This is a genomic window from Kitasatospora sp. NPDC059408, assembly GCF_042751525.1.
Taxonomy (GTDB): domain Bacteria; phylum Actinomycetota; class Actinomycetes; order Streptomycetales; family Streptomycetaceae; genus Kitasatospora.
On record NZ_JBHYWI010000001.1, the window covers coordinates 444,566 to 465,845 of the forward strand.

Consider the following 21,280-nt stretch of genomic DNA (forward strand, 5'->3'; position numbering starts at 1 on the left):
AGGCCGGTGAGCCTCCGGTGCCCCTTTACCCGCGCCCGCTGGAGCAGCGCTTCCCCGCCGAACTCCAGTCCATCCAGCTGCGCCTGGGCCGAGTCGAAACCCGCACCTCCGCGATCGACTCCGGCTGGCCCCTCGCCGTCCTGCCCGCCGTCATCGACCCCGCCTACACCAGCGGCCAGCCCAGGGCGTTCGTCAACGGGGCCACCACCCTCACCGGTCCCTACCAGCGCCTGGCCTCCTACACGCCGGCTGCGAACGACAGCGTCCTCGTCCTTCCGGTCCGGTCCACCCGCACGTACGTGATCCTCGGGAAGCTGGTATGACGGCGGCGATGTACGGCGCGGCAGACCGCGTCCTCAAGGCCGGCGACACCATGACCGGCCCCCTGACCGTCCCCGGCCTCCAGCTGACCGCCAGCCCCGCCAGCGGCAGCGTCCTCACGTCCGACGCTGCCGGAAACGCCTCCTGGAAGGCCCCCGGCACCGACGCGATCAGCGTCAAGCCCGCCGCGAAGGGCGACGGCACCACCGACGACACCACCGCGATCCAGGCCACGCTCAACTCCGCCACCGCCGGGCAGGTCGTCTACTTGCCGGGCGGCACCTACCGCACCAGCGCCCCCCTCACAATCCCGCCGGGCGTGGCGCTGACCGGCCCGCACGGCAACCACGCCGACACCGGCGGGGTGTCCATCAAGCCGCTCGCCTCGTTCTCCGGCACAGCCGTCATCAGCATGGTCGACCAGGCCACCGGCTCGTACTCGGCTGTCAGCGCCGAGCAGCAGATTCGGAACCTGAACGTCGACGGCTCGGCGCTCGCCGGCGGCAACAGCGTCCACGGCATCCTCGCCACCGGGTACGTGCACTCCGTCGCCATCGACAACGTGCAGATCGCCTCCGTCGGCGGCAACGGGATCACCGGCGCCTCCAACGCCAGTGGCGCGCCGTCATCGTGGCGGGTTTCCCGCGTCCTGGCCAAGGGCGTGGGCGGCTACGGGTTCAGCGTGGCCGGGTTCATCGACTCCACCTGGTACGACCTGGAGGCCCTCAGCTGCACGGGTTCGGGGATCTACTTCAACGCCTCGGCGGCGAACTCGCACCTGACGGACTGCCGGGCCGAGCGCAACGGCAGTCACGGTGTCGAGCTGACCGGCGCGTGGGCCACCGGCACGGGAGCCGGCGGCCTCGTCATCACCGGTCTGTCCACGGACCGCAACGCCGGCGACGGCCTGCACATCACCGCCACCGGCACGGTCCCGGTGATCGTCAACGGTGGGATGTTCCGACGGGACGGCCGCAACGGCGGCAGCGGCGGGGGCTCCTTCGCAGGCATCGCCATGGTCGCCTCCACCATCCCGGTGATCATCAACAGCGTGACCGTCTTCCCCGGCGTCGACGACAACGGCACAGGCACCAACAGCCCCCAGTACGGCATCAAGGTCACCTCCAGCGCCCAGAACGTCACCCTCACCGCCGGATACGTCCAGGGCGCCACCACCGGCGTCTACGACGACGGCACCAACACCAACTACTTCCGTGGCCCGAACGTCCTCGAAGCCACCGGCACCACCAGCAGCCCGACCACCGCTACCAGCTTCCCCTGGTCCTCCCGCGGCCAGCAGACGGTCGCCCTGACCACGGACTCCACCGCCCTGCTGGCATCCACCACCGCCAGCGGCAACGCCAACCCCCTGATCGACCTGCGCGCCACCAGTTCCACCGGCGCCGCCGAGAACTCCCGCGCCACCGGCGACGCCAACGCCCGCTTCCAGCGCGACATGGCCGGCAAAATGTCCTGGGGCCCCGGCAGCGCCGCCACCGACACCACGCTCTACCGCAACGGTGCGGGCCAGCTCAAGACCGACGGAACCCTCCAGGCCGGCAACATGGCGTCGGCGTACGTCGAGGACACCACCTCGAACGGCATCACCAACACGTCGTACGCCGCCATCACCACGCCGTCCCTCAGTGCGACCGCCACGGTCCCGCCGTCCGGCCGGCTCCGGGTCTACGGAACCGTCCGGCAGGACATCAACGCCAACCACTACGCCATCTCGTCCTTCAACGTGACCGGCAGCGTCTCCGGGGCGATCCGGGCGCCGTCCGACGCTTTCTCACTCCTCGTCGGCTCCACCGGGAGCTACATGCAGGACGGCAACAGCCTGACCATCCGGGTCAGCAGCACCAACATCGGCGAAACGATCACCGTCACCTGGAACCACAAAGTCGACTCCGCCGGCGGATCCGCGACCATCTACTCGCGCTCCATCGGCATCGAACCGCTCCTCGGCTGACTTCCCAGCACCCCGCCAACGCCCACCGGCGGGCGCCCGCAGCAAGACCACCACCACCGGGGGCCCGCCACCCGTAGGCGGAAGCCGCGACCCGGGACGCAGAGGAGATCACGGCATGATTCCCACCGGCCCCTACAGCCCCGACACTGCACAGGCCGTCGCCACCGGCTCCACTGCGGCAGGATGGATCGAGCAGGCCGGCAACGGCAGCACGACGGACGTCTGGGCGACCCGTTACAACTTCGAGGTCATGCAGGGGCAGCTCGGGCTGCTGGCCTGCGGTCAGCGTGACAGCATGATGCGGCTGCGCAAGGCGCTGCTGCCCACTCCCGCCACCCAGGTCAAGATCCTCTGCGCCGGTGACAGCATCACCTGGGGCTACGGCAGCGCCGACCGCCAGGGCTACCGGGCGTGGCTCGCCGACCTCATCGATCAGCAGCGCGTCCACCCGGTCATGTCCAACGTGTCCTACCCGGGCTGGAAGCTGAGCGACCTGCAGCCGCAGATGGCCTCGGCCCTGTCCACCAGCCAACCGGACATCGTGCTACTGAACATCGGCACGAACGACCACGACACCACCGTGTTCACGTCCGCCGCGTACGGCGCGCTGGTGGACCAGATCCTGGCCTTCTCACCGACCGTCAAGGTCGCCGTGGCCCTGGTCCCGATCAGCCAAGCCGACAGCAACCTGATCAGCTATGAGCAGGCCGCCAACAACGTCATTCAGGCGACCTACAACGCCCGCTCAACGAACCCCCGCGTGACCTTGGTCGACCTCACCCAGGTCAACACCGCGCAGTGGTGCCGGGACAACCTGAACAACGGCATCACGCCGCCCCCTGGAAGGTGGACTTTCGACGGCGTCCACCCGTCCGACGCCGGCTACCTGACCATGGCCCGAATGTGGGCCAACGCCGTCCAGCCATGGGTGCCCGGCCTCACCCAGATCTGAACCGCGACCATCCCCAGCCCCCGGTGCTGCAACCCGGGGGCTTCCCCATGCTTGGAGGCCCTCATGGCTCTACCCGCCCTCACGGACCTGGACCGGCACAAGACCGGCGGCTTCCCACCCGGCTACCCGGCCCACATCCGCACCTGGTACTCGCCGGTCGACGACGTCCACGGCGCACTGCTTGACTTGATCCAGTCCGCCAACTCCAGCCTCGTCGTGGCGATGTACGGATTCGACGACGACGAGCTTGCCGACGCCCTGCACGCCAAGCTGGCCGACGAGAAGGTCTTCGTCCAGCTGACGCTCGACTCCAGTCAGGCCGGCGGCGTCCATGAGCGGACGCTGCTCGGGCGCGAGGCGTACCCGGCGTCGAGCGTGGCGGTCGGCCGCTCCGAGCACGGCGCGATCATGCATCTCAAGATGCTGATCATCGACGGCGTCGACGTCGTCACCGGCTCCACCAACTGGAGCCACTCCGGCGAAGCGCTCCAGGACAACCAGGCGACGCTCATCCGGGACCCGCTGGTCGCCGCGGAGGCCCGCGCCCGCATCGACGCCATCCACCACCACATGCTCAACGCATCCAGCAGGAACGCCTCGTGAACCGCCATCCTGCCAACCAAGCCCGGCACGACGACAAGACCTTCGGGGACCGCGTGGCCGACAGCCTCGCCTACGGAATGGGCAGCTGGCGGTTCATCATCGGCCAGGCCCTGTTCACCGCGGCCTGGATCGCGGCGAACACCGTCCACGGCTGGTCCCGCTGGGACGAGTACCCGTTCGTCCTGCTCAACCTCGTGTACTCGTTCCAGGCCGGCTTCACCGGCCCCATCCTGCTGCTCAGCCAGAACCGGCAAGCCGAGCACGACCGCCTGCGCGCAGAACACGACTACGAAGTGAACGAGGCGGCGCTCGCCTGGAACAAGGCCATCGCCGCCCATCTCGGCATCGCCAACCCGCCGATCGACAAGGGGGCTGCGTGATGGCGAACGCTCGCGGCTACGACCTCTCCGACTACCAATCCGGGATTCCCGCCGACGCCCAGTTCGTGTTCGTGAAGGCGAGCGAGGGTTCCCGGACCGAGCAGACCGGTTACTCGGCGAAGGTCGCCGAGGCCCGGCGCCGTGGAATCGTGCTCGGCCACTACCACTTCATCCACTGCGAGAACCCAGTCGCCGGGGAGATCGACCACTTCTGCCGGGTGGTCGGCGACGTCCCGAGCACCGAGTTGCTGGTGCTGGACTTCGAGCCCTACGGACAGCCGGTTACCGACGCTCAGGCCACGGCCGCGAAGAACGCCTGGCTCGCCGCCGTTCGGCAGCGCTACCCGGGACACCTGGTCGGCACGTACACCAGCGTCGACTGGTGGCACAGGACCGATGACAACGCCGGCGACTTCTTGTGGATCGCCGACTACGTTCAGCCTGGCAACCCGCGGGTCCAAGCCGCCTGGAGGTTCCACCAGTTCACGGATACCCCGCTCGACACTGACGTGTACAGCGGCACGATCGGCGATCTCCGGGCATGGATCGGCGCGGCAACGCCCGATCCTGCGGCAGCCCCGCCAGCCGCAGGTCCGTGGCCGGGATTGCAGTTGGTCACCCGCGCCCAGTGGGGCGCGCGGCCGTGGAAGGAGCCGAACGGCTCGATCCCGTACGCCATCCCCCGCCTTGGCGTGAAGGTCCACTATTTGGGCTCTCCGTACACATTCGGCGACCACGCCGGCTGCCCCGCCTATGTGCGCAGGGTCCAGGCCGAGCACATGGACAGCAACGGCTGGTCCGACATCGGCTACTCCTTCGTCGTCTGCGAGCACGGCTTCGTCTTCGAGGGCCGCGGACTCACCCGCCGGAACAGCGCCAACGGGGACGTCCCGCTCAACGAAGCCCACTACGCGGTCTGCGCCCTCCTCGGGTCGTCCGGCTCGACCGAGCCCACACCGGAACAGCTCCAAGGCCTGCGCGACGCGATCGAGTACTGCCAGCAGCAGGGACCCGCCGGCCCCGAGATCAAGGGCCACAGGGACGGCTACCAGACCGACTGCCCCGGCGACACGCTCTACGCGTGGGTCCAGGCCGGCGCCCCACGCCCCAACCAGGAGGACACCATGCCCCTCGACGACAATGACATCGCGCGCATCAGCGCCGCCGTGGCCGGCGCCGTCAGCAGCCAGCCCGTGCGCGACGCCATCGCCTACGCCGTCCACTACGGGGACGACAACCCGGACGGCATCCGCTCCCTCGTCCGGTCGCTGCCCCAGCAGGTCTGGAACTACAAGCTGCCCCATCTGAAGGACGATTGGACGGCGGACGGCGACCTGGAGGCGTACTGGTACGTCGCTGGCAAGGACATCAGCGACCGCGCCACCGCGCGGGCCTTCGCCGGACTCCAGACCACGCTCTCCGCCCAGTCCGCCGCGATCACCGCCCTCGCCGCCCAGATCACGGCGCAGCACCCCGCCGTCGACACCGCCGCAGTCGTCGCCGCGGTCCAGCAGGCGATCGCATCGGCGACGGTACACGTCCAGGTCGACGTCGCCGGCACCCCGGCAGCCACCGGAACGGCGGCCTCGTGATGCCGAAGCTCCTCGGGCGGGAACCGGCACTCTGGGCAGCCCTGGCCGCGGTCATCGTCAAGACGGTAGCCGCGTTCGGCATACATCTCTCCGGTGACCAGCAGGCGCTCGTCAACGCCGTGGTGGCATCGGCCGTCGGCGTGGCCGTGGCAGTGACAACGCAGGACGGAGTCTCCGCGGCCGTGATGGGCGCGGTCCAGTCGGTGCTCGCGCTCGCCGTCGGCCTCGGCCTCCACTGGAGCGCCGAGCAGCAGGCCCTGGTCATGTCGCTCGTCGCCGCAGCGGTCGGCATGTGGACCAGGACCCAGGTCACCGCCCCGGTGTCCGCCGCCGCCCCCACGCGAGCGCAGGTCATACCCATCGCAGGGAGCCGCGAGTGAGCACCCCGGCGGGCGACCCTCAGGCCGCCCTCGCCGTGGCCGTGGCCGAACTCCGCGGCGCCGTCTCCACCGGCTTCGCCGAGACCAAGGGAAGCCTCAGCCTCCTGGTCCAGCGCGCGGGACAGGTTGACGAGCAGCTGAAGACCCAGGCCTCGGAGATCGACGACCACGACCGGCGTCTCGACCGGCTGGAGCGCCGGGTCGCGGCCGACGAGGAGGTCCGGCAAGCCGACCGCCGTCGTATGCAGCTGCTGAGCCTCGTCGCCGGTCTCGTCGTCGCGATCGCGACGGTGGCCGGCACGGTGGTCGCCGTAGTCCACTCCTGATGTTTGAGCCCCCGCCCGGCCGCGCGCCGGGCGGGGGCCGCTTCGCCGTTCCCACGGCAGTACGGTGAAGCTATGGAATCGGCCATGATGCTGTGCGAGGGGTGCGGGCAGGTCCGCCCGTGGACGCCCTACACCCGGAACCTAGCTCAGGCGGCAGTTAGCAAACGCGCCCGCTCTGCGAAGTCCGCGACCAACCTGTTTCGCCCGAAGGGCTCCATCCGGTTCTGCAGGTCCGCTACCGCCTCGATGGCCCGGCTGCTCTTGACCTTGCCTGCCAGCGAGAGTGTGCGCAGGCCGGCCGCGTAGGCTTGGTCAAGGTCTCGTCGTTGAAGGTGGGTGGACGCGAGGGCGGCCTGTGAGAGCGCGCCACGGCGAGCGCGCTTCTGCTGCCGGGCATGATCGATGCTTCGCTTGGCGTGCTCGGCAGCGGCAGTGTGGTCGCCGACGTCCCGGAGCGTCATCGCGTGTTCGCCGTGCAGGTAGGCCGGGTCGATGAAGAGGGCCCACTCAGGCTCGTCGTCTGCACGGATCTGCTCGGCAGCGGCCTCGGATTGGGCCACCGCACTGATCGCGCTTCGCTTGTCGCCCATCGCCGCGAGTGCCCTCCCTTCGAGCGCCCAAAGGTCAGCGAGCGCTGCAGCTGACGACCCGCGGAGGCCGTGTCGGCCGGACTGGGCGAGCCGTAGGCCCTCGTCCGGGTGTCCGAGGAGGGTGGCCTGGTCGGCCATCCCGGCGAGGACGTGCGCGCCGAGGGGCACGTTCCGGGATTCCTGGGCGAGGCGGAGCGACTGGATGAGGTAGCGCTGGGCGGTGCCGTGCTCGCCGTTGTCGTAGGCCATCCAGCCGAGCAGGTAGGTCTGTTCCGCGGCGGCCTCGCACAGGGCCTGCCGGACATCGTCCGTCTGCGGCCGACGCAGGAGCGGGTAGACGTGGACGTTCATGTACGCGGCAAGGATGAGTCGGCCGCTGCCGCCGCCCTGGAAAATGTCGATCTTCTGGAACTCGGAGAACATGTTCTTGACGGCGGTGACATCCTCAAGACGGACCCGTGGACCGGGTTCCGGCTGCTGGTCGAGGGTGGCGAGAAGCCAGTCCCGACTTGGGCCGGTCGCGGCGACGGCGGCGAACGGTGCAACGGCAAGGAAACGGCGGCGGTCCACGTCTGCTCTCCCCAGGTCAGAGACGGTTTCCACCGTAACCTCGTAGCTGCGGGAGTAAAGGAGCGAGCGGTCCTCGGCCCTGCTTTCGCCGAGCCCGAGTTCGTACGATGTGACCCGATATCCAACCTCGGCTGAAATGACGTCAGCGATGATCTCGGGCAGCGGCCGACGAGGTTGCTCGCCTCGAAGCCATCGCCCGACGCTCGATCCATCGCATGAGATGTGAACGTGTCCAGCCCCGTGAGCTGCAGCTTTGACCGCTCGGGCCAGGGCCTTGTTGCTAAGGTCGGCGCGCTGCAGCCACCCGGAGAGCTTGGTATTCGGCGTCTTCATGGCCATTGCCTACCCGTCCTCACAACCGGCCGCAGATTCAACACCCTCCAACACCCCCCACGCCGATGACCATGGCAGTGCTCGCGGTGTTGCCTAGAGGTGATGGTAGACCCGACGTTCCAGGAGGGGGCCCGTGTTGACGGCCGCCGAGCTCAACGTAGCGGACTTGTCGTTATCAGCATGGACATGGATCGATTCGACGCCTGACGGGCTCGTCGCTTTCATGCTGATCACCCCCGCGAGCGGAGAGCGCCGCGATCTTCGGCAAGTCGCGGTGGCAGCCGGCTTGGCGACGCCGGAGCTCCCGCTGCCGGCCCCGGGGATCCTCGTAGCGCTCGCCGACGCCGACGCCCTCGTGTTGCTGCCTAACGCATCGGGAGCCATTCGCGTCCCGTCGGCGTCGGAGTGGGCCGATTTTGTCCGCCGTGGTGGCGTGATCACTCTGCTGATAGGTGCCCGTCCCCTCGATGCCGGTGCCGGTTTGGTGGGGGTGGACGAGTACCTGATGCGGGCCGTTCTCTCGCGCCAGATCTGGCTCGGGAAGACGACGCTCGCCGCCGAGTACAGCGCGAAGCAGTGCCGAGGCGAGGCCTGCATCGTCTGCGGCCACAGCGATCCGCCGTTGGCGCCGGCCGGCCACGCGTACACCCCTACCCCTGGAGCACCGCTGGGCTGGGCGATCGCCGCTCACCCCGACTGCCTCGGGAGCGAGTCGTGATCTGCCTTTGCCTCGTTCCCGGTTGCGCATGCGGGCGCCACCTCTCTGGAGGACCCGAATGGGCACCAACGACCTCGTGAACGTCGACCCTCGCGGCAAGCGCCGGCCGTCGCGCCACGGGTTGCAAGACCACGTCGCGGCCACGGCGGCGCGGATGCGCTTGGACGAGCACCGCGCGATCGGCGGCCACTGCGTGCGCTGCGGCACCACGTGGCCCTGCATTTCCGCATCCGACGCGATGCACGGGAATGCAGCCGGATTCGAGGACCAGCCGACGGAGGGCCCGTGAGACCCCCGAGATGGACGGGCCAGTGGGAGCCCGAACCCGAGCCCGGCGAGTCCAGCGAGGACGACCCCGCCGTCCGCTGGCGCGAGACCTGCACATGTGCGATCTGCCGACCACGACAACGAGACACACAGAGACCGAAGGAGCGTTCAACGTGAACAGCGGCGACACCACCCAGACACAGGCACCGGAGAGCGGAGTCAGCGGCTTCTGCAGGGACTGCGACGACTATGGCGTCGGGACGTTCGACGGCCGGTGCACGGGACTCTCGGACTGGATCGTCGACCACATCGGATGCCCGCGCCCCACAGAGACGGCGAGCCAGTGAGCGCCGCAGGTGGGAGCGTGTCACTGGACCCAGAACCCGGACGTGCCAGTGGCTACTGCCGGGACTGCGGGCAGTTCGGCCGCGGCCGCTTCGACGACATCCGCACAGCCCTGACCGACTGGATCCGCGACCACGTCGGCTGCCCGGGAACGCTCGACAACCGCCCGGAGCGAGACGAGTAGGGCTATCCGTCTCGGAAGAGCCTCCACAGCGGGACCCCGAACGTTCGCGCGATCGAGCTGAGCTGATCGAGGGTCGGCGCGATGAGGCCGTTTTCCAGCCTTCCGACGGTCCGCCGGTCCATCCGGGTGTGCTCCCCTAGCTGTTCCTGCGTGAGGTTGGCCTGCAGCCGGAGCGAGTAGACCCGCGATCCCACGTCTCGCCGGTCGCGGAGCTGCTGGTCGTCGGGCTTGTAGGGCGCAGGCACCCCTTGACGCTGGCCCGTCTTTGATCAAAAGTCTGTACCGGTACGCCGCCACTTATCGATAGTCTGTTCGATACCAGTCGTCGGCACCGCCATGCCCCGACTTGCATTCGCCAGCACCGGCGAGCCCAAGTCGTAACCAAATCCTTGATCATTCGTTCGATTAATCGCCACGCCGACATGGAACGATCCACCCCGACCCCCGGCATATGCCAACGGCCGCCGACATCAGCCAAGACCCGCCAGAGGCATCGCCCGCCACCGACCCCAGGAGGCCCAGTGCCACCAGGCTGCAGACCCCCTCACACCGCAGCCACCACCGCCAATAGCCCCGTCCGGCCGGCCAGCAGCGCCTTAACTGCGCCACCACAGGAGACCGAAACCCTCTGGCCAGACAGGACGACAGCACCATGCACCGCCCCACAGACCTCCACGCCATAATCGACCAGATCCACGTCTCGGCCCTCCAGTACCTCATGACCGGGCACGTGGCCGACTTCCGGCGCATCTTCGGCCCCCTCCTGGACGACGGCGTGCTCGAATCCGACACCTGCCGCGTCTACATCGCCCGAGGCCCCGCAGCCGAACGCGACCAAGTCCTCGCGGCATGCCGGGAAGCCGTCCACGGCACGGCACTGGTTACCCGCTGCCCGATCTACGACTCCGACGTCATCGTCGTCGCCCCACTGCCGGCCCGCGCCATCACCAACGGCTGGGACCTGACCGGCCTTCGCCTCAGGACCGTCACCGACCCGCGCCCAAGCTGGCACCTCGGAGGCAGCGGAATCTCCACCCTCACCCACACCGCCCAGGCCTACGGCGACGCCTCCAACGCCCTCCTCAGCGCCCGGTACCTGACCGAACGAGCGGCCCTCCACTCGTCCGACATCCGCCTCGTACATATCCTCGGCGGACGCGCCCAGGCCTGGGCAGCAAACCTGCTCGAACCCCTCCACCACCAAGCCGAGAACCGGCGCGACCTACTGACGGACACCGCCAGCCTCGCCTTGGCCTTCAACCACTCAGCCGTCGCAACGCTGCTCCGCACGAGCCGGGGCGTCGTCACCAACCGGATGAAGCGAATCGGTGGGATCCTAGGCCTGCGCCTGACCGAGTTCCAAGACCGGGCCATTCTCGATCTCGCCCTCGCGGTCGACGCGCGCGCAGACTGCGGGCCGCCGAGCGAGTTCGTGGCGCTCGCCGACCTCCTCAGCACCCCAGACGTCCGCACCTGGGCCGCTTCACTGCTGGGGCGCCTCGACACCGACAACCGCCCGCTACGCCGCACCGTGATCGCCTGGCTGACTCACAACGGCCATGTGACCGCCGCCGCCGAGGCACTGACGCTCAGAGATGCGACAGTGCGCACCCACCTGAAGGCCGCCGAAGCGCTCCTCCATCGACGACTCCTCGGGTCTCTGCCAGAGAGCGAACCCGAGATGGCCGACCGCGGAGTAGTCGGCAGCGGCGAGGTGTTCCTGGCGGCCGCGGTCCTGGGTGAGGTCCCGGTACCGGAATGGCCGACTCCGGGATTCCGAATGTGAAAGTGCACTGACAATCGGTGCACATGTTGTGCTCACCCCGAAAAATCGGCGCACTTTTTCCGTTTCGTGCGCCGGTTGTGCGCCCCTACCGTAGACCTCCCACGACAACCCCGGGTCTCCCTCACACCCAGGAGTTAACGGTGCACTTTGCCCTACTCGGCACCACGCCGATCGCCAATCAGACCGCCAGCCGCCTCGCCCTCGCCGGCTTCGACGTCCGCCCCGTCAACATCCCGGATACCGGCAGCAAGGGGCCCGGCCTGACGGAGCCGAACATCCTCGGCGGTGCCGCCGCGCCAGCAGCAGTCATCACCCTCTTCGGCTCGATCCCTGAGCTGAAAAGGGTGATGCAGGACCTGCTGCCGACGCTCGGAGAAGCGATCTGGATCGACCTGAGCCCCATTTCCCACCGCGACGGCCAAGACCTGGACGCGCTGGCACACTGGCACGGTGTACCGCGGCTCGCTGCCCCGTTGATCGAGCAGCGAGGCACCACCGTCATCACGGCACCCGCAGTACTCGATCTGCGATGCCAAATCGTCTGCGAGCCCGTCCTGGCGGCCGCCGCCGATCTCATTCTTCGCACTCACGACCCGGAGTACGGCGCCATGAGCCTGGACCAACAGGCTCTCAGCGAGGCACAGATCGCGGAGCTTGAGTACGACGCCTTCACCGAAGGCGACAGCCCTCAGCGCCTCACCGGTCGGGGATAGCCGGCCCCTGCGGTAGCGTCGTAGACAGCCTGCCGCGCGGGCCCAACTCCCTTCCCGTGCACCCTCAGAGCTGCTGCCCCCTGATGAGGCCTCCTGCCCACCCGTGCCTCATCTGGGGGCAGCAAGTACCCACGATCGACCAATCCAGCGCGCGTCTGTGCAGGTCAGGAGGTTTTGTTCTTTACAAATACTGCCAGTGAGCAGCATCGGCGCGAGCACGATGAGGTTGGCGAGGGCGATGGTGAGGACGGCCTGCTTCCAGTCCATGCCGAGTGCGACGAGGCCGGAGGCGAGCGTCCATGAGGGGATGTTGTGGGCCATGCCGACCCAGAGGGCGAGGAAGTTGTAGGTGGTCCAGGTCCGCCGCGCCACCGGGACGGGCCGCAGGTCGTCGTTGGTGAAGCCGTTGGGCGGCAACTCCCCGCTGGACGGGTCGAGTTCGACCCGTCCGTCGGAGTGCTGCAGCTGTCCGCCGCCGGTGGTCGCGGTGTCGGCCATGGGTAACTCCCCTATCCGTTCCCGGGTGTGGTCCGTGCAGGGCGTGACCGCCTTGGGCGCCACGGCGCGGTCGCGCGTCACAACTGCGGGATGACGTCCGTCCCGTAGGCGTCGATGGTGGCCTCGACGGCGTCGTGCATCGCGTAGACGGCGAACTGGTCGACGCCGAGCGAGCGGAGTTCCTCCAGCCGCGCGAGCTGCGCCGCGGGGGGCCCGATGAGACAGAAGCGGTCGACGATCCCGTCCGGGACGAAGGCGGTGTCGGGGTTCCCGGCGCGTCCGTGGTGGCTGTAGTCGTAGCCCTGGCGGTCCTTGATGTAGTCGGTGAGGGCGTCCGGGACGAAGTCCGAGTGTTCGCCGTAGTGGTTGACGAGGTCGGCGACGTGGTTGCCGACCATGCCGCCGAACCACCGGCACTGCTCGCGGGCGTGGGCGAGTGCGGCGGGCGAGTCGTCGGCGGTGACGTAGGCGGGCGCGGCCACGCAGATGGTGACGCTGTCGGGGTCGCGGCCGGCCTCGACGGCGGCGGCCCGCACCGCCTTCACCATGTACTCGGTGAGGTAGGGGTCGGCCAACTGCAGGATGAATCCGTCCGCTTGGCGTCCGGTCAGCGCGAGCGCCTTCGGCCCGTACGCCCCCATCCAGATCGGCAGGGAGGCGCCGGGCCGCACCCACGGCAGGTGCATCTCGGTGCCGTCCACCTCGACGGTGCGTCCCTCGGCCAACTCCTTGATGGCGTGCATGGCGTGGGAGAGCCGGTCGAGGGTGGCGGGGCGGCGTCCGGCGACGCGCATGGCGGAGTCGCCGCGGCCGATGCCGCAGACGGTGCGGTTGCCGTACATGTCGTTGAGGGTCGCGAAGAGGGAGGCGGTGACCTCCCAGGTGCGGGTGGAGGGGTTGGTGACCATCGGACCGACGGTGAGCCGTTCGGTCTCGGCGAGGATGCGGCTGTAGATGACGAAGGATTCCTGCCACAGGACGCAGGAGTCGAAGGTCCAGCCGTGGCTGAACCCGGCCCGTTCGGCGCGGATCATCCGGTCGACGAGCAGGCGGGCGGGCGGATCGGTCTGCAGGACGAGGCCGATGTCCATCGGTGGCTCCAGGAAGGGGGACGGGGCCGCCGCCCGGGGCCGGAAGGAGCCCGGACGGCGGACGGACCGGAGGAGGAGGGGAAGGGAAGGGCGGTGTCAGACCAGGTACTGGCAGGTGTCGCGGCGCAGGAAGGTGCCGTGTCCGGCGCGGCCGAGCCACCTGTCGCCATCGAGGACGACGGTGCCGCGCGAGAGCACCGTCCGCGCCCGGCCGGTGAGTCGGCGTCCCTCGTAGGCGGAGTAGTCGACGTTCATGTGGTGGGTGGCGGCGGAGACGGTCTGCACCGCGGTGGGGTCGTAGACGACGATGTCGGCGTCGGCGCCGGGCGCGATGGTGCCCTTGCGCGGGTGCAGGCCGAACATGCGGGCCGGCGTGGTGCAGGCGATCTCGATCCAGCGGCGGCGGGTGAGGTGCCCGTCGACGACGGCCTGGTGGAGGAGGTCCATCCGGTTCTCCACGCCCGGAAGGCCGTTGGGGATCTTGGAGAAGTCGCCGCGCCCGAGTTCCTTCTGCCCGGCGAAGCAGAACGGGCAGTGGTCGGTGGAGACGACCTGGAGGTCGTTGGCGCGCAGCCCCCGCCACAGGGCCTCCTGGTGCTCGCGCGGCCGGAGGGGCGTGCTGCACACGTACTTGGCGCCCTCGAAGCCGTCCGCGCCCTCCTCGGCGAGGTTGTCGGTGGAGAGGAACAGGTACTGCGGACAGGTCTCGCCGAAGACGTTGAGCCCGGCGTCGCGGGCCTGGGCGATCTCGGCGAGGGCGGAAGCCGCGGAGACGTGGACGACGTAGAGCGGGCTGCCGGCCACCTGGGCGAGCTTGATGGCCCGGTGGGTGGCCTCGGCCTCCAGGAGTTCGCGGCGCACCTCCCCGTGGTAGCGGGGCGCGGTGCGCCCGGCGGCGAGCGCCTGCTCGACGAGGACGTCGATGGCGATGCCGTTCTCGGCGTGCATCATGACGAGCCCGCCGTTGGCGGCGCCGCGCTGCATGGCGCGCAGGATGCGGCCGTCGTCGCTGTAGAAGACGCCGGGGTAGGCCATGAAGAGCTTGAAGGAGGTGGACTCTCCGGAGTCGACGAGCGCGTCCATCTCCTTGAGGACGCCGTCGGTGACGTCGGAGACGATGGTGTGGAAGGCGTAGTCGACGGCGCAGTTTCCGTCGGCCTTGGCGTGCCAGGCGTCCAGGCCCTCGCGCAGGGAGCCGCCGACGGGCTGGACGGCGAAGTCGACGATGGTGGTGGTGCCGCCCCAGGCGGCGGCGCGGGTGCCGGTCTCGAAGGTGTCGGAGGCCGCGGTGCCCCCGAAGGGCAGTTCCATGTGGGTGTGGGCGTCGACGCCGCCCGGGATGACGTAGTGGCCGGCGGCGTCGATGACGGTGTCGGCGGTCCAGGCCCCGGCGGCGGAGCTGCCGGTGGTGGCGAGGGCGGCGACGCGTTCGCCCTCGATGAGGACGTCGGCGTGGAGTTCGTCGGAGGCGGTGATGACGAGGCCGCCGCGGATGACGGTGCGGTGGCGGGGGTCGGGAGTGGTCATCGGGGTGCTCCTCAGGCCTCGGCGAGCGGTCCGTAGGCGTCGGGGCGGCGGTCGCGGTAGAAGGCCCACTGCTGGCGGACCTCCTCGATCAGGCCGAGGTCGAGGTCGCGGACGACGAGTTCCTCCTCCTTGTCGGAGGCGACCTCGCCGACGAACCGGCCGCGCGGGTCGACGAAGTAGGAGGTGCCGTAGAAGTCGTTGTCGCCGTACTCCTCGGTGCCGACCCGGTTGATGGCGGCGACGAAGTACTCGTTGGCGACGGCGGCGGCGGGCTGTTCGAGCTGCCAGAGGTAGGCGGACAGGCCGCGGCTGGTGGCGGAGGGGTTGTAGACGATCTGCGCGCCGGCGAGGCCGAGGGCGCGCCAGCCCTCGGGGAAGTGCCGGTCGTAGCAGATGTAGACGCCGACCTTGCCGACGGCGGTGTCGAAGACGGGCCAGCCGAGGTTGCCGGGCTTGAAGTAGTACTTCTCCCAGAAGCCCTTGACCTGCGGGATGTGGTGCTTGCGGTACTTGCCGAGGTAGCGGCCGTCGGCGTCGATCACGGCGGCGGTGTTGTAGTACACCCCCGCCTGCTCCTCCTCGTACACCGGGACGACGATGACGAGACCGAGCTCGCGGGCCAGGTCCTGCATGCGCCGGACGGTGGGGCCGTCGGGCACGGCCTCCGCCCAGCGGTAGTGCTCGGGCTCCTGGACCTGGCAGAAGTAGGGGGCGTTGAAGACCTCCTGGAAACCGATGATCTTCGCGCCCCGGGCGGCTGCCTCGCGGGCGTACCGCTCGTGGAGGGCGATCATGCTCTCCTGGTCGCCGGTCCAGCGGGTCTGGACGAGCGCGGCACGGACGATCTGCGACATGGGTACCTCCGCAACTCCGGGGCCCGGCCGGGGAGCCGGGCCTGCGGTCTGAGGGTTGACGGGGTGGCTCTGGCCTGCGGCGCGCAGGCCGGTGTGCGGGGTCGCGGCACGGTCTCCGCGCGCCTTTCCGCGCACGCTCGGCAGGCGTGGCAGGGGCTCCGCGTGCGTCCACGCGGAGCCGTGTGCGGCGGCGTGCGTCTACGTGCGTAGAAATTGCGATCTGTCGACCGTAGGCCGGGTTCGGTGGCCTGACAATACGTTGGGGGTAACGCGTCCGGGGCGATCTTGTTACACGGACACGCGGGTCCGCCTGGACGGGATGAATCGGTCATCTACCCCGGGAGTGCGCTCCTTACTCATTCGAGTGAATCCGGGCGTTCCGGGTGCCGGTTCCGGCCAAGGTGGGTAAAACGCGCGTGGACGCCGCTTCGGACCGTTACCGTGCGGCGGCGCAGCGCGACTTCGCCCGCCGGCGCGGGCCCGGGGATCAGGGGGTGGCAGGCATGACGACGGCTCTCGGGAGGGCGGTGCGCAAGGCGCCGCCCGGGCTCGGTCCCGGCCGCCTGCTCGCGTGGGCGCGGCGGGCGGATCCGCCGGCCGGCCCGCCCGCCGTGCCGCCGTGGGCGGGGCTGCTGCTGGCGCTCGGCGCGCTGCTGCCCGTTGCCCTCGGCGGTCTGCTGTTCCGCCGGATGGCGCCGCCCGGCGGGGTGGTGGCGCTGCGGCTGGCCGGTTCGCGGACGGCCGCGCTGGCGGCGCTCGGCGGCCGCGCCGGGGACGGGCCGGCCGCCCTCCGGGCCGACGCCTGGCTCACCGGCGGCGCCGGTCTGACGCTGGCCGCCGCCGCGCTGCTCGGCCTGTACGTGTTCGGGCGGGCGCGCTGGCGGCTGACCGCGCTCGCCGCCGGGGGTGCCGGGCTGCTCGCGGCGTGCTGCGCCTTCGCGGCGGACGTGCTGCTCGCCCGCGCCCTGGACCGCCCGGACGGATCGGACGCGCCGTTCGCCGTCGCCTCGGGGCTGGCCACCACGGCGTGGCTGCTGCTCCTGCCCGCCGGGGCCGCGGCCGCGGGGGCGCTCGCCGTCACCGCCGTCCGAGCGGTGCGGGGGCTCCGGTCCCGTCCACCCGTCACGGGCCCGGGCCCGGACGGGGACGCGACGCCCGGCGGCTCCCCCGACCGTCCCGCGCTGATCCCGCCCTGGCCGGTCGTCACCACGCACGGGGCGCTGTGGCCACCGCGCAACGGCGCACCGGGCTGCCCTCCCGAGGCCCCCGCGGACGCCACCGCCCGGGCGGGCCAGGCCCGTTGGCGTGACGGCTCCCGGGTGCCACCGGGGCGCGAACCCGCCGAGCTGGGCTTCTGCGCCTCGGGCGGCGGCATCCGCTCGGCCTGCGTCACGCTCGGCGCGCTCCAGTCGCTGCGGCCGTGGCTGAGACGGGCGCGGTACCTGGTCTCCGTCTCGGGCGGCGGCTACGCGGTCGGCGCGATGCAGCTCGCGCTCAGCGACTCCGCGCCCGGCGCCTCCGTGCACGCCGTCTCGGGCCTGACGGCCGACACCGTGCTGGAGCCCGGCTCCCCCGAGGAGGACCACCTCCGCCGCCACGGCAAGTACATCGCCGACGGCTCGGGCGAGTGGCTGGTCGCCCTCGGCACGCTGCTGCGCGGCGTGATCTCGGCGTTCACGCTGCTGCTCACCGCCGTCCTGGTGGTCGGCCTCGGGCTCAGCCGGTTCTACCGGCTCGTGCCGGTCACCCCGCTGGACGGCCTGGCGGCGGCCGGGCTGCGTACCGGCGGGGCGGGGTCGCCGGGGGCACTGGTCCTCCGCGCGCCCGCCGTCACCGTCCTGGCCGTCCTGCTCGTCACCGGCGCCGCGTGCTGGCTGCTCTCGGTGCTCGTGTTCCCCCCGCTCGGCTGGGACGCCGTGCTGCCGCGCGTGCTCCGCCGGCTCTTCCAGGGCAGCCTCGCGCTGGCCGCGCTGGTGGCCACCGGCGTCCTCGCGGTGCCCGCGCTGGCGTGGAGCGCGGTGCGGCTCCAGGCCGCGCTGGCCGCGGGCCCACGACTCACCGGCGCCGGGCTCAGCCTCACCGTCGTGCTCAGCTACCTCGCGCTGCTGCTCGGCATACTCTGGCGCGACCGCCGGACGATCCGCCGGGGCGCGGCGGCGGTCGCCGGGGCGCTGCGCGGAGCGGGCCGGTTCGGCGGCGGCCTCACCGCCAACCTCCCCCAGTACGTGGTGGTGTGGGCGGCTCTGGCGGTCCTGTCGGCCGGATCGCTGCTCGCGCTCGGCTGGGCGGTCGCGACCGGGTACGCGTGGCCGACGGCCGTCCAGGTGGCGCTGCCGCTGGTGCTCGGCGCGGTCGGGCTCAACCTGGACCAGACGTGGATGAGCCTGCACCCGTTCTACCGGCTGCGGCTGGCAAGGGCGTTCGCGGTCCGCCGGGTCGCCGAGGGCGGCGCGGTGGTGGCCCGGCCGTACGACTTCTTCCGCGAGGAGACGTGGCTCAGCCACTACGGCGCCCGGCACCCGGACTTCCCCCAGGTGATCTTCTCGGCGGCGGCCAACCTCTCCGGGGACACCCGTACCCCGCCGGGCCGCCGGGCGGTGTCCTTCACGCTGTCGCACGACTACGTGGGCGGTCCGGACGTGGGCTACGCCCGCACCGACCTGCTGGAGCGGCGGACCCGGCGGCACATCGCCCGGGACCTCACCGTGCAGTCGGCGATGGCCGTGTCGGGGGCGGCGTTCTCCTCGGCGATGGGCCGTCAGTCCAAGGCGTACCAGGGGCTGTTCGCGGTCACCAACGCACGGCTCGGCACCTGGCTGCCCAACCCGGCCGTGCTGGGCCCGGACTGGTCCGGCGTGCCGGACTGGCGGCGCCCCGCGCAGCCGGCCGTACGGCGGCTGCAGTACCAACTGCGGGAGCTGACGGGGCGGTTCCCGATGGACGACCGGTTCCTGCTGACCACCGACGGCGGGCACTACGAGAACCTGGGCCTGGTCGAGCTGCTGCGCCACGGCGTCCGGACGGCGGTCTGCATCGACGCCAGCGGCGACTCCGGGTACGCGGCCAACCTCGCCGCCGCGATCACGCTGGCGCGCGAGGAGCTGGGCGTCGTCATCACGCTGCACGAGCCGGAGGTGCTGATCCCGGGGAGCGCCGCGGAGCAGGTGGCACAGGCCGCCCAGGCAGCGCAGGCCGCGGCCGCTGACGGCAGGGCGTCGTCGGACGGGCCGCAGCCGTTGCGGGGGCTCGCGGCGCAGCTGTCCGCGCGGCTGTCGGAGCGGACGGTGGTCACGGGGGACATCCACTATCCGGTGCCGCTCGCGGGTCTCGCCGGGGAGGGCGGATCCGGCGAGCGCGAATCCGGCGCGGGCGGATCCGGTGGGAGCGATGACGCCCGGCACGGCACGCTGATCGTCGTCCAGGCCGTCCTGACCGCCGACATGCCGTACGAGCTGCTGTCCTACGCGGTGGGCAACGCGGCGTTCCCGAACGACCTGACCAGCGACCAGTGGTTCGACCACCGGCAGTTCGACGCGTACCAGACGCTGGGCCGCTATCTGGGCGACCAGGCGGCTCCGCTGGTCGAGGCCGCGCTGGCGGCGCAGCGGGTGGCCGGTGGCGGGGCGGGGCCCGTACCGGCGCAGTCGCCCGGCAGCGCGGGTACGGCCCGATCGGCCGTCACTCCCCCGGCGCCGCGGCGCTCCGCCGAGGGGTGACGCGGGCCTGGAGACGAGGGTGGAAGGAGCGGGGCGTCCGAGGTGTGAGCAGCCTTGGTCCGAGGTATGGACGCACTGCGGGTCCCGCTTGACTCCCGCCGCGCGGGTCGGGAAGGATCCGGACCATGGATTCCGGCACCACCCTGGTCTGCCGCCTGCACGTCGATCTGCGACGCCAGGCGAGCTCCATGTGTGCCTGTTGACCTTGCCCCTCCGCGCCGGTTCCGCCCTGTGACGTCTGCCAGGGCCCGCGCCGCGCACCCGCATCCGCAGTTCTGAACCCGCCCCCGCCCGGTGCACCCCTCGCGCTGCCGTGCCGCTCCTTCGGCACCGCTCCGCCGCGGCTCCCGGACGGCGGGCGCACCCTCCCGACGTTCCCGCCGCACCCGAGGACGCCCCATGAGCCTGGACCTCGCCCCCGACCGTCCACCCACCGACGCCACGAACGCCGCCGCCACGAACACCAACGCCACGTACGCCGCCGCCACCCACGCCGCCGCCGACACAGCCGTCGAGGAAGCCCGCGCGCCGCTCACCCCGAACGCCCTGCGCGCGATCGTCCGCGAGCTCGCCGAACGGCCCGACCAGTGGATCCACCACGTCCGCCTGTCGACGGACGAGCGCTGGTACCGGCGCCTGGTGGCCGACGACGACCACGAGGTGTGGCTGATCAGCTGGCTGCCCGGCCAGTCCACCGGCTTCCACGACCACGGCGGCTCGCGCGGCGCCTTCACCGTCGCCCTCGGCGAACTGGAGGAGCTCTCGCTCGGCGGCCCGGACCAGGGCCTGCTGATCCGCCGCGTCCCGGCGGGGACGGCCCGCGCCTTCGGCCCCGAGTACGTGCACGACGTGCGCAACACGGCGTCGGGCCCGGCCGTCACCCTGCACGCCTACTCGCCCCCGCTGAGCTCGATGGCGCACTACGACCTGCGGGCCGGCGGGCTCGTCCGCACCTCTGAGGAAGGACCGGAACAGTGGTGACCACGATCGACGACCTGGTGGAGCGGGCCCGCGAGGGCGTGTACCGCCCGCGCGCCCGGGAGGCGTACCAGGCGCAGCTGGACGGCGCGCTGCTGGTGGACATCCGTCCGGCGGCGCAGCGGGCGGCGGAGGGGGAGATCCCCGGGGCGCTGATCATCGAGCGCAACGTGCTGGAGTGGCGGCTGGACCCGACGGGCGGTCACCGGATCCCGCAGGCGTCGGGGTACGACGTCGAGTGGATCGTGGTGTGCTCGGAGGGGTACGCGTCGAGCCTGGCCGCGGCGTCGCTGCGCGAACTGGGGCTGCACCGGGCGACCGACCTGGACGGCGGTTTCGTCGGCTGGGCGGCGGCCGGACTGCCGACCCGTCAGGGCGGCTGAACGGCGGCCCGACGACGACTGAACAGCGGCGCGACCGACCGGCTTGACTCCCCGACGGAGCCCTGCCGCAGCGGCTCCGCTCCTCGTGACAGGCGGTGAATAAGGGACAGGAGATGATGTAAGTCATAGTCTGATCAGAGTTTCCGCCGGTCCGAAGCCGGGCAGCCACGCGGGCGGAAGAACGCCCGGGCAGGAGATCCG

General features: G+C 71.0%; 23 protein-coding genes and 1 pseudogene. 18 read left to right on the plus strand and 6 right to left on the minus strand.

Annotated features, from left to right (window positions below; translation table 11 throughout):
* Window positions 1-17 precede the first annotated feature (17 nt).
* The 8 genes from ACFXDE_RS02180 to ACFXDE_RS02215 all read left to right on the plus strand — a co-directional run bounded on the left by ACFXDE_RS02180 (window position 18) and on the right by ACFXDE_RS02215 (window position 6,526).
* Window positions 18-323 carry a hypothetical protein gene (locus tag ACFXDE_RS02180; protein WP_380489921.1) on the plus strand — a complete coding sequence of 102 codons (306 nt, stop codon included), beginning with the start codon at window positions 18-20 and terminating at the stop codon, window positions 321-323.
* Window positions 320-2,293 carry a glycosyl hydrolase family 28-related protein gene (locus ACFXDE_RS02185; protein WP_380489923.1) on the plus strand — a complete coding sequence of 658 codons (1,974 nt, stop codon included), beginning with the start codon at window positions 320-322 and terminating at the stop codon, window positions 2,291-2,293. The genes ACFXDE_RS02180 and ACFXDE_RS02185 overlap by 4 nt, the downstream gene beginning before the upstream one ends.
* 115 nt (window positions 2,294-2,408) lie before the next feature.
* On the plus strand, window positions 2,409-3,245 hold the full coding sequence (locus ACFXDE_RS02190) for an SGNH/GDSL hydrolase family protein (RefSeq protein ID WP_380489925.1): 837 nt from the start codon (window positions 2,409-2,411) through the stop codon (window positions 3,243-3,245).
* 63 nt (window positions 3,246-3,308) lie between these two features.
* On the plus strand, window positions 3,309-3,848 hold the full coding sequence (locus ACFXDE_RS02195; protein ID WP_380489927.1) for a phospholipase D-like domain-containing protein: 540 nt from the start codon (window positions 3,309-3,311) through the stop codon (window positions 3,846-3,848).
* Complete coding sequence (locus ACFXDE_RS02200) at window positions 3,845-4,228, plus strand: DUF1003 domain-containing protein (protein ID WP_380489929.1); 384 nt, start codon at window positions 3,845-3,847, stop codon at window positions 4,226-4,228. The genes ACFXDE_RS02195 and ACFXDE_RS02200 overlap by 4 nt, the downstream gene beginning before the upstream one ends.
* A complete protein-coding gene (locus ACFXDE_RS02205; protein WP_380489931.1) occupies window positions 4,228-5,820 on the plus strand; it encodes a GH25 family lysozyme in 1,593 nt (530 codons plus the stop codon). The genes ACFXDE_RS02200 and ACFXDE_RS02205 overlap by 1 nt, the downstream gene beginning before the upstream one ends.
* Entirely contained in the window at window positions 5,820-6,200 is a 381-nt protein-coding gene (locus ACFXDE_RS02210; protein WP_380489933.1) for a hypothetical protein, read from the plus strand. Before ACFXDE_RS02205 ends, ACFXDE_RS02210 begins: the two co-directional genes overlap by 1 nt.
* The gene (locus ACFXDE_RS02215) at window positions 6,197-6,526 is read left to right on the plus strand and encodes a hypothetical protein (protein WP_380489934.1); all 330 of its coding nucleotides are present in this window, start codon (window positions 6,197-6,199) and stop codon (window positions 6,524-6,526) included. Before ACFXDE_RS02210 ends, ACFXDE_RS02215 begins: the two co-directional genes overlap by 4 nt.
* A gap of 146 nt (window positions 6,527-6,672) precedes the next feature.
* Here ACFXDE_RS02215 and ACFXDE_RS02220 read toward each other — a convergent pair whose 3' ends face one another.
* A complete protein-coding gene (locus tag ACFXDE_RS02220) occupies window positions 6,673-8,019 on the minus strand; it encodes a transcriptional regulator (protein ID WP_380490097.1) in 1,347 nt (448 codons plus the stop codon).
* Between the two features lie 133 nt (window positions 8,020-8,152).
* On the opposite strand from ACFXDE_RS02220, the gene ACFXDE_RS02225 reads away from it, so the two are divergent.
* The 4 genes from ACFXDE_RS02225 to ACFXDE_RS02240 all read left to right on the plus strand — a co-directional run bounded on the left by ACFXDE_RS02225 (window position 8,153) and on the right by ACFXDE_RS02240 (window position 9,533).
* Window positions 8,153-8,737, plus strand: coding sequence for a hypothetical protein (locus ACFXDE_RS02225; protein ID WP_380489936.1), 585 nt, complete (start codon window positions 8,153-8,155; stop codon window positions 8,735-8,737).
* Between the two features lie 58 nt (window positions 8,738-8,795).
* Window positions 8,796-9,026 carry a hypothetical protein gene (locus ACFXDE_RS02230; protein ID WP_380489938.1) on the plus strand — a complete coding sequence of 77 codons (231 nt, stop codon included), beginning with the start codon at window positions 8,796-8,798 and terminating at the stop codon, window positions 9,024-9,026.
* Window positions 9,027-9,177: 151 nt separating this feature from the next.
* Complete coding sequence (locus ACFXDE_RS02235) at window positions 9,178-9,351, plus strand: hypothetical protein (RefSeq protein ID WP_380489940.1); 174 nt, start codon at window positions 9,178-9,180, stop codon at window positions 9,349-9,351.
* Window positions 9,352-9,368: 17 nt separating this feature from the next.
* Complete coding sequence (locus tag ACFXDE_RS02240) at window positions 9,369-9,533, plus strand: hypothetical protein (RefSeq protein ID WP_380489942.1); 165 nt, start codon at window positions 9,369-9,371, stop codon at window positions 9,531-9,533.
* Window positions 9,534-9,535: 2 nt separating this feature from the next.
* On the opposite strand, the gene ACFXDE_RS02245 is transcribed toward ACFXDE_RS02240, so the two are convergent.
* On the minus strand, window positions 9,536-9,778 hold the full coding sequence (locus ACFXDE_RS02245) for a helix-turn-helix domain-containing protein (protein ID WP_380489944.1): 243 nt from the start codon (window positions 9,776-9,778) through the stop codon (window positions 9,536-9,538).
* A gap of 407 nt (window positions 9,779-10,185) precedes the next feature.
* Between ACFXDE_RS02245 and ACFXDE_RS02250 the strand changes: the two genes are divergently transcribed.
* Entirely contained in the window at window positions 10,186-11,319 is a 1,134-nt protein-coding gene (locus tag ACFXDE_RS02250; protein WP_380489946.1) for a hypothetical protein, read from the plus strand.
* Between the two features lie 140 nt (window positions 11,320-11,459).
* Window positions 11,460-12,032, plus strand: coding sequence for a hypothetical protein (locus tag ACFXDE_RS02255; RefSeq protein ID WP_380489948.1), 573 nt, complete (start codon window positions 11,460-11,462; stop codon window positions 12,030-12,032).
* A 192-nt stretch (window positions 12,033-12,224) separates the two neighbouring features.
* On the opposite strand, the pseudogene ACFXDE_RS02260 reads toward ACFXDE_RS02255, so the two are convergent.
* From ACFXDE_RS02260 to ACFXDE_RS02275, 4 genes and pseudogenes are all read right to left on the minus strand, one after another.
* A pseudogene (locus ACFXDE_RS02260) lies at window positions 12,225-12,530 on the minus strand (cytosine permease); the annotation flags it as partial.
* 77 nt (window positions 12,531-12,607) lie between these two features.
* A complete protein-coding gene (locus ACFXDE_RS02265; protein ID WP_380489950.1) occupies window positions 12,608-13,621 on the minus strand; it encodes a TIGR03842 family LLM class F420-dependent oxidoreductase in 1,014 nt (337 codons plus the stop codon).
* 96 nt (window positions 13,622-13,717) lie between these two features.
* Complete coding sequence (gene hydA / locus ACFXDE_RS02270; RefSeq protein WP_380489952.1) at window positions 13,718-15,148, minus strand: dihydropyrimidinase; 1,431 nt, start codon at window positions 15,146-15,148, stop codon at window positions 13,718-13,720.
* Window positions 15,149-15,159: 11 nt separating this feature from the next.
* Window positions 15,160-16,002, minus strand: coding sequence for a nitrilase-related carbon-nitrogen hydrolase (locus ACFXDE_RS02275; RefSeq protein WP_380489954.1), 843 nt, complete (start codon window positions 16,000-16,002; stop codon window positions 15,160-15,162).
* Between the two features lie 503 nt (window positions 16,003-16,505).
* On the opposite strand from ACFXDE_RS02275, the gene ACFXDE_RS02280 reads away from it, so the two are divergent.
* The 4 genes from ACFXDE_RS02280 to ACFXDE_RS02295 all read left to right on the plus strand — a co-directional run bounded on the left by ACFXDE_RS02280 (window position 16,506) and on the right by ACFXDE_RS02295 (window position 21,079).
* Window positions 16,506-19,718 (plus strand): hypothetical protein, encoded by a 3,213-nt coding sequence (locus tag ACFXDE_RS02280; RefSeq protein WP_380489956.1) that lies wholly within the window; start codon window positions 16,506-16,508, stop codon window positions 19,716-19,718.
* A gap of 125 nt (window positions 19,719-19,843) precedes the next feature.
* Window positions 19,844-19,921 carry a putative leader peptide gene (locus tag ACFXDE_RS02285; RefSeq protein ID WP_380386513.1) on the plus strand — a complete coding sequence of 26 codons (78 nt, stop codon included), beginning with the start codon at window positions 19,844-19,846 and terminating at the stop codon, window positions 19,919-19,921.
* Between the two features lie 196 nt (window positions 19,922-20,117).
* Entirely contained in the window at window positions 20,118-20,699 is a 582-nt protein-coding gene (locus tag ACFXDE_RS02290) for a cysteine dioxygenase (RefSeq protein WP_380489958.1), read from the plus strand.
* Entirely contained in the window at window positions 20,693-21,079 is a 387-nt protein-coding gene (locus ACFXDE_RS02295) for a rhodanese-like domain-containing protein (RefSeq protein ID WP_380437341.1), read from the plus strand. The genes ACFXDE_RS02290 and ACFXDE_RS02295 overlap by 7 nt, the downstream gene beginning before the upstream one ends.
* Window positions 21,080-21,280 lie beyond the last annotated feature (201 nt).